The 6004-nt window shown below is 71.3% G+C and carries 7 protein-coding genes; 4 read left to right on the forward strand and 3 right to left on the reverse strand.

The features are described 5' to 3' along the window. Nucleotide 1: 1 nt before the first annotated feature. Complete coding sequence (locus ACZ6SD_RS20220; RefSeq protein ID WP_465318490.1) at nucleotides 2-940, reverse strand: M48 family metallopeptidase; 939 nt, start codon at nucleotides 938-940, stop codon at nucleotides 2-4. A 242-nt stretch (nucleotides 941-1182) separates the two neighbouring features. Between ACZ6SD_RS20220 and panB the strand changes: the two genes are divergently transcribed. The 4 genes from panB to pip all read left to right on the forward strand — a co-directional run bounded on the left by panB (nucleotide 1183) and on the right by pip (nucleotide 4382). Beyond that, nucleotides 1183-2067, forward strand: coding sequence for a 3-methyl-2-oxobutanoate hydroxymethyltransferase (gene panB, locus ACZ6SD_RS20225; protein ID WP_465318491.1), 885 nt, complete (start codon nucleotides 1183-1185; stop codon nucleotides 2065-2067). A gap of 178 nt (nucleotides 2068-2245) precedes the next feature. Next, entirely contained in the window at nucleotides 2246-2836 is a 591-nt protein-coding gene (locus tag ACZ6SD_RS20230) for a hypothetical protein (protein ID WP_465318492.1), read from the forward strand. Further along, entirely contained in the window at nucleotides 2793-3422 is a 630-nt protein-coding gene (locus tag ACZ6SD_RS20235; RefSeq protein WP_465318493.1) for a hypothetical protein, read from the forward strand. Before ACZ6SD_RS20230 ends, ACZ6SD_RS20235 begins: the two co-directional genes overlap by 44 nt. Nucleotides 3423-3437: 15 nt before the next feature. Further along, a complete protein-coding gene (gene pip / locus ACZ6SD_RS20240) occupies nucleotides 3438-4382 on the forward strand; it encodes a prolyl aminopeptidase (RefSeq protein WP_465318494.1) in 945 nt (314 codons plus the stop codon). Here the strand turns inward: pip and ACZ6SD_RS20245 are convergent. Together ACZ6SD_RS20245 and npdG are read right to left on the reverse strand one after the other, a co-directional pair. Next, a complete protein-coding gene (locus ACZ6SD_RS20245) occupies nucleotides 4375-5139 on the reverse strand; it encodes a helical backbone metal receptor (RefSeq protein WP_465318495.1) in 765 nt (254 codons plus the stop codon). The genes pip and ACZ6SD_RS20245 overlap by 8 nt on opposite strands. Continuing rightward, nucleotides 5139-5807, reverse strand: a complete 669-nt coding sequence (npdG, locus tag ACZ6SD_RS20250) for an NADPH-dependent F420 reductase (protein WP_465318496.1) — start codon at nucleotides 5805-5807, stop codon at nucleotides 5139-5141. Before npdG ends, ACZ6SD_RS20245 begins: the two co-directional genes overlap by 1 nt. Nucleotides 5808-6004 lie beyond the last annotated feature (197 nt).

Below are 6004 nucleotides of genomic sequence, written 5' to 3' on the forward strand. Positions count from 1 at the left end.
CCTAGCTCTGGGTGAAGGGGGTTAGTTCGGTGTCGATCAGGTCGGACTCGCCCTTGCCGCAGATCACCGCCGGGCCGCCGTAGTCGCGGGTGCGCAGGGCCGCGATGCGGAGGGGCGTGGCCGGGTGTGGTGTGTCCGTGCGAGGGTTCTGGGCTTGTTTTTCCAGCGCCGAGCAAGTCGCGTCGGGGCCCGCGAGCCGCGCTGACAGGTGGTCGGCGAAGTATTCGGCGCGGTGGTCCGACGAGGTCAGCAGGCGGTTTTGGGCCGCCAGGAGGGCCCGGACCGGCAGGGAGAGCGCGCTCAAGGCGACTCGGACCGCCAGGGGAGCGCGGACCTGCGTCGTCCGGTGCAGTTCGGTGAGGGTGTGCAGGGACGACCCGATGACCAGGGTGCGCCGGGGGTCGCCGGTGACGCTGTGGCCCAGCTCGTGGCCGAGCAGGGCCACCCGTTCCTGCGGTTCCAGAGCGGTCCACAGGGGATAGCCGATCACGAGCACGGGGCGTCGCAGGAGGCCGACGGTGTCGTAGACCGTGTTGTGGTCGGGGGTGAGGGCCAGTCGCCAGACCGGTTCGGCGTTGAGGCTGTCGGTCACCCGGTCGACCAGGGCGTGCAGGGTGGGAGCCGCCGCGCGGTCTATCACGGTCGCGTGCCGGGGGAGCCTGCGCGGGCGGGGGCGCAGCAGGACGGCCAGGCCGACCAGGACCGCGCCCAGCACGACGGGGACCAGCGCGGGGCCCGCCAGCACCACGAGCAGCACGCCCATCGCGGCGAGGCCGAAGGCGAGCAGGTGAACCATCGCGGCGACGGCCGCCGCCAGCAGGCTTGCCGTGTCTCGGGCTGGGCGGAGCATCGGGCGGGACGTCACTTCCGTGTAGAGGCGCGTGGCCACGCGGTCGGCCAAGGTGACCCGCAGGTGACCGGACGTGATCCCCGAATTCATGTGCACGCAAGCTTATCGTCATGTGATCGCCCGCCGTTTCTGTCACTTCTGGACAGTACGGGCGGAGATGGGCTGGTCGCGGATGGTGATCAGGGGCGCGGACGCAGGTGTCCGGCATGTGAAGTCGGTCGCAGGGGGTCGCCGGGGGAGGTGGGTGGTGTCACGCTTTCGAGGTAAGCCATCCGCGTAGAACCCGGGGACCCGCGATGACGCGGGCTTCGAGGGAAGGACGGTAGACAGCGATGTCCGCTGAGCTGAACTCCGCTGGCCAGAGCCCGGAAACCACCGCTCCCTACGGGACGGGCGCCGCAGCGCAAGGCGACAAGCCTGTGCAGCGAGTACGCGTCCACCACCTGCGGGACCTCAAGGAGCGGGGCGAGCCGTGGCCCATGCTCACCGCCTACGACATGTACACGGCCGAGCTGTTCGACGAGGCGGGCATCCCGGTGCTCCTCGTCGGGGACTCCGCCGCCAACAACGTTTACGGGTACGACACCTCCCTGCCGGTCACGGTGGACGAGCTGATCCCGCTGGTCCGCTCGGTCACCCGGGCCGCCCGGCGGGCGCTTGTCGTCGCCGACCTGCCGTTCGGGTCGTACCAGGTGTCGCCGGAGCAGGCCGTGGCCACGGCGGTGCGGTTCATGAAGGAAGGGCGCGCGCACGCGGTGAAGCTGGAGGGCGGCAAGGCGTTCGCGCCGCACGTCCAGGCGATCACCAACGCGGGTGTCCCGGTGATGGGGCATATCGGGTTCACCCCGCAGAGCGAGCACAACCTCGGCGGCTACCGCGTCCAGGGGCGCGGCGAGGCGGGGGACACCGTGGTCGCCGACGCGCTGGCCCTGCAGGAGGCCGGGGCGTTCGCGGTGGTCATGGAGATGGTGCCCGCCGAGGTCGCCAAGCGGGTCACCCATGAGCTTCGGGTGCCGACCGTGGGGATCGGCGCCGGGCCCGACTGCGACGCGCAGGTCCTGGTGTGGCAGGACATGGCGGGGCTGCGCCGGGCGAAGGCGCCCCGGTTCGTCAAGCGCTACGCCGATATGGCGGGCGTGCTGCTGGGCGCGGCGGAGCAGTTCGCCGCCGACGTCCGCGGGCGCGAGTTCCCCGCTCCCGAGCACGCTTTCCACTGACCGGACCCGCGACGCGGTCGGCGATTCCACGGCCGACCGCGTCGCGCCCCGTCGGTGCGCGTGGGCCGGGCGAGTGAACTTGACCTTGGTATGCGTGCGGCGTGCTGTCTCCGTCTACCCCCAGGTGTGGCGAAGGGGGCTTCGCCACTCGTGCAAGCACGCAGACAAGGGGGACTCAATGCGTCGCGCCGTCACTCGCATCGCCGCCGGAGCCGCTGTCGCGGCCCTGGCGGTCACCACCGGCCCGGCCGCGGCCGCGGACCCGGCCCCGGGTTTCGACTTCGACCCGGCCAAGCTCGACGCCCGGATGGACGACTGCATGGCCTACGCCGTGGACGAGCAGTTCCTGCTGATGGGCTGGATCAACGTCAGCACGGGGGAGACCCGCCAGTGGCGGTGCAGCTCGCTGCGGCACATGATGCTCGACCCGCGCCCGTCCGGGCCGCACGACCCGTTCGTGAACGTCAACGACTTCATGCGCTGCGCCGACCGGGTCGTCAGCTACGGCTTCCCGCGTCCGGGCGACCCGGGAAACACCCGCTACATCCTGCAATACCGGGGCACCGAACGCCGGGGCAACGTGGTGGTCAACGACGCCAACAGCGACATCGCCACCATCTACACCGAACCGAACAACGACTGGACCGAATGCGCCTACTGGCAGCCCGCCGCGACCGACCGCGCGAACCAGCGCGGCCCCTGGCGGCTCACCTACCCTGGTTCGCATGCGACCACCGGGAGTAGCGCAACGGATCAGGCAACTCCATGAGGACGGCGACGAGCACGCGCGGGCGCACCCGGAACTGGCCCTGCGCCGCGCGCTGACCGAGTTCGTCCACGGCTGCGCCCTGCTGGGCTACGGCGGCGAAGGCGCCAGCGCCGTCATCGAGACTTACCGGAAAGTGTTGGCGCACTGGGACGACCCCGCCCAGCGGCGCACCGGGAGCAAGCTGGAGAACGCCAGTCTCGCCTGTGTGACCGCGTTGCGGGAACCGTTGGCCGAGCAGGCCAGGGACCCGCGACGGCACGCCACCCGCGACGACGAGGTCGCCGGGCCCGTGCTGTCGCGGGTCCCGCCCCGCGCCTTGGTGGGCCGCGACGGCGCGTACTTCCCGATGGCCTGCTTCAACGCCGCCGGTTCCTGCCTGGACGGCGTCGTCAGCCCGTACCACGCCACGTCCCTCATCGCCGCCGTCGGCCACTACGAGCCGCGGGAGGAACGCGACCTCCTCGACGCGATGCGCGCCTTGCGCGTCCGCTACGAGGACGAGCCCGCCACCCGGCCCGCCATCGCCGCCGAGATCACCGATCGCCTGCGAACCTGGCTCGCGACCTCGGCTCCGGGCTCGGCATAGGGCAGCATGGGGGCCATGCGCGCCCTCTACCCGCCGATCGAGGCGTATGACCGCGGGATGCTCGACGTCGGCGACGGGCAGCGGATGTACTGGGAAGTCAGCGGGAATCCGGCCGGGAAGCCGGTCGTGGTGCTGCACGGCGGCCCGGGAGCCGGGTCCACTCCGGTGCAGCGCAGGCACTTCGACCCGGCCGCGTACCGGATCGTGCTGTTCGACCAGCGGGGCGCGGGCCGCAGCACGCCGCACGTGAGCGCGCCCGGGGCGGATCTGACGGCGAACACGACCTGGCACCTGGTCGCCGACCTCGAACGGCTGCGGGAGCACTTGTGCATCGACAAGTGGCAGCTGTTCGGTGGTTCCTGGGGCGCGACCCTCGCCGTCGCGTACGCGCAGACCCATCCCGAGCGGGTCACCGAGATCATCCTGCGCGGCGTGTTCCTGTTGCGCGCCAAGGAGTTGGACTGGCTGTACCGGGGCGGCGCTGGCGCGCTGTTCCCGGAGGCGTGGGCGAAGTTCCGCGCGCTGGTGCCCGAGGGACGCGACCCGCTGGCCGCCTACCAGGACATGATCACCAGCCCCGACCCGGACCTCCGCGCCGCCGCGGCCAGCGCGTGGAGCAACTGGGAGGGCGCCGCGGTGTCCCTGCTGCCCAACCCCGCGCTGCTCGCCCAGTACGCCGCGCCCGCCTTCGCGGTGCCGTTCGCCCGGATCGCGCTGCACTACTTCACCAATCTCGGCTGGCTCGCCGAAGACCAGCTCATCCGGGACGCGGGCACGCTCGCGGGCATCCCGGGCCGCATCGTCCAAGGCCGCTACGACGTGGTGTGCCCGCCGGTCACCGCGTGGGAGCTGAGCCAGGTGTGGCCGGACGCCCGGCTGACGATCCTGCCCGCCGGGCACGCCGCGTCCGACCCGGGCGTCCTCGAAGCCCTGCGGGACGCGACCGACGAGTTCAGGTGAGCGCCGCGGTGACTGCGGCGTCGAGCTCGGCGCGCGCGGGGACGAGCGACGGCCCGTACCAGGTGAGGTAGCGTCCGTTGACCAGCGCGAACCGCTTGTCGGGGAAGGCTTCCGGGCCATCGGCCGCGGTGAACGCGTACGGCTCGTCCGGCAGCACCACCAGGTTCGCGCGCGCCGCGTTCAGCTCGGCCAGCGGTGGCCGCGGGTAGCGGTCGGGGTGGTCGGCGTAGGCGTTGGCCACACCAAGCCTGCGCAGCAGATCGCCCGCGAAGGTGTCGCGGCCGATGACGACCCACGGTTTGCGCCACACCGGGATGATCGCGGTGGCGCGCACGGGAAGCGTCTCGTGCCAGGCGTCCTCGGCGGCGACCAGCCAGTCCGGCTCGGCCAACCCGAGGCCCTGGGTGAGCAGCCTGCGGGTGGACGCCAGACCGGCGGGCACGCTCGCCGGGGCGTCGGTCACCCAGACCGGAATCCCGTTGGCGCGCAGCCGTTCCACGTCTTGTGGCCGGTTCTCCTCGGCGTTGGCGATCACGAGATCCGGCCGGAGGTCCAGTATGGCCTCGACTGTCGGGTACTTCGATCCGCCGACCCTTGGCACGTCCAAAGTGGACGGATGGGTGCAGTAATCCGTCGCGCCCACCAGCAATCCGGGCGCGGTGGTCTCCACGGCGTCGGTCAGCGACGGCACCAGGCTCACCACGCGGCCCGGCGAGCCGGTCACCGGGACCGGCTCGCCGAGATCGTCGACCAGCATCAGACGTCGGTGACGCGGATTCCGGCGTGCGCCTTGTACCGCTTGTTGATCGCGATCAGATTGGCGGTGAACGCCTCGACTTGGTGGGCGTTGCGCAACCGGCCTCCGTAGACACCGCGCATCCCGGGAATGGCGTCGGCGAGCGCGCGCACGAGATCGGTGGCCTCCCGGTCGTCGCCGAGAACGAGCACATCCGTGTCCACTTCGGACACTTCGGGGTCGCTCAGCAGCACTGCGGACACATGGTGGAAGGCGGCGGTGACCCGGGAGTCCGGCAACAGGCGCTCAGCCTGTTGCGCCGCGCTGCCTTCTTCGACCGGGAGGGCGTAGGGGCCCTGCTTGTCGAAGCCCAGGGGGTTGACGCAGTCGATGACGATCTTTCCGGCGAGTTCGTCGCGCAGGGACTCCAGGAGCTCGCGATGGCCTTCCCAGGGGACGGCCACGAGCACGACGTCGGCGTCGGCCGCGCAAGCCGCGTTGTCCAATCCGGTGACGGTTGCGCTGTCGGCGGCCTTGCGGAGTTCTTCCGCCGCCGCCTCGGCTCGCTCGGCGGAGCGGGAGCCCAGGACCACGGGGATACCTGCCTTGGCCCAGCGCAGCGCCAGACCACGACCTTGGGGGCCGGTCCCGCCGAGCACGCCGACCTTGAGCTGACCGATCTCAGTCACGTCGTTTCCTTCCACGGGGACTCTCTAGCGCACGGTAGCGACAGATCGCTGACGGCTGGCTGTTGGGTGGCTGGTTGCTTGCTGTCTGCTCTCCGGGTTCCCTGGGTGGCTGGCTGGGGCTGTCTGCTCGATGGGGTGGAGTGGTTTCTTTGGGGCCCCTACGAAGGAAGATCCCGTCGTGGGAAAGACGGGTGGGG

The organism is Actinokineospora sp. NPDC051303 (assembly GCF_055586285.1).

Bases quoted from the DNA above. Each gene is read 5' to 3' on its own strand.
- ACZ6SD_RS20230 (WP_465318492.1), top strand. From the start codon at position 2,246: ATGCGTCGCGCCGTCACTCGCATCGCCGCCGGAGCCGCTGTCGCGGCC.
- panB (WP_465318491.1), top strand. From the start codon at position 1,183: ATGTCCGCTGAGCTGAACTCCGCTGGCCAGAGCCCGGAAACCACCGCT.
- ACZ6SD_RS20245 (WP_465318495.1), bottom strand. From the start codon at position 5,139: ATGCTGGTCGACGATCTCGGCGAGCCGGTCCCGGTGACCGGCTCGCCG.
- pip (WP_465318494.1), top strand. From the start codon at position 3,438: ATGCGCGCCCTCTACCCGCCGATCGAGGCGTATGACCGCGGGATGCTC.
- ACZ6SD_RS20235 (WP_465318493.1), top strand. From the start codon at position 2,793: ATGCGACCACCGGGAGTAGCGCAACGGATCAGGCAACTCCATGAGGAC.
- ACZ6SD_RS20220 (WP_465318490.1), bottom strand. From the start codon at position 940: ATGAATTCGGGGATCACGTCCGGTCACCTGCGGGTCACCTTGGCCGAC.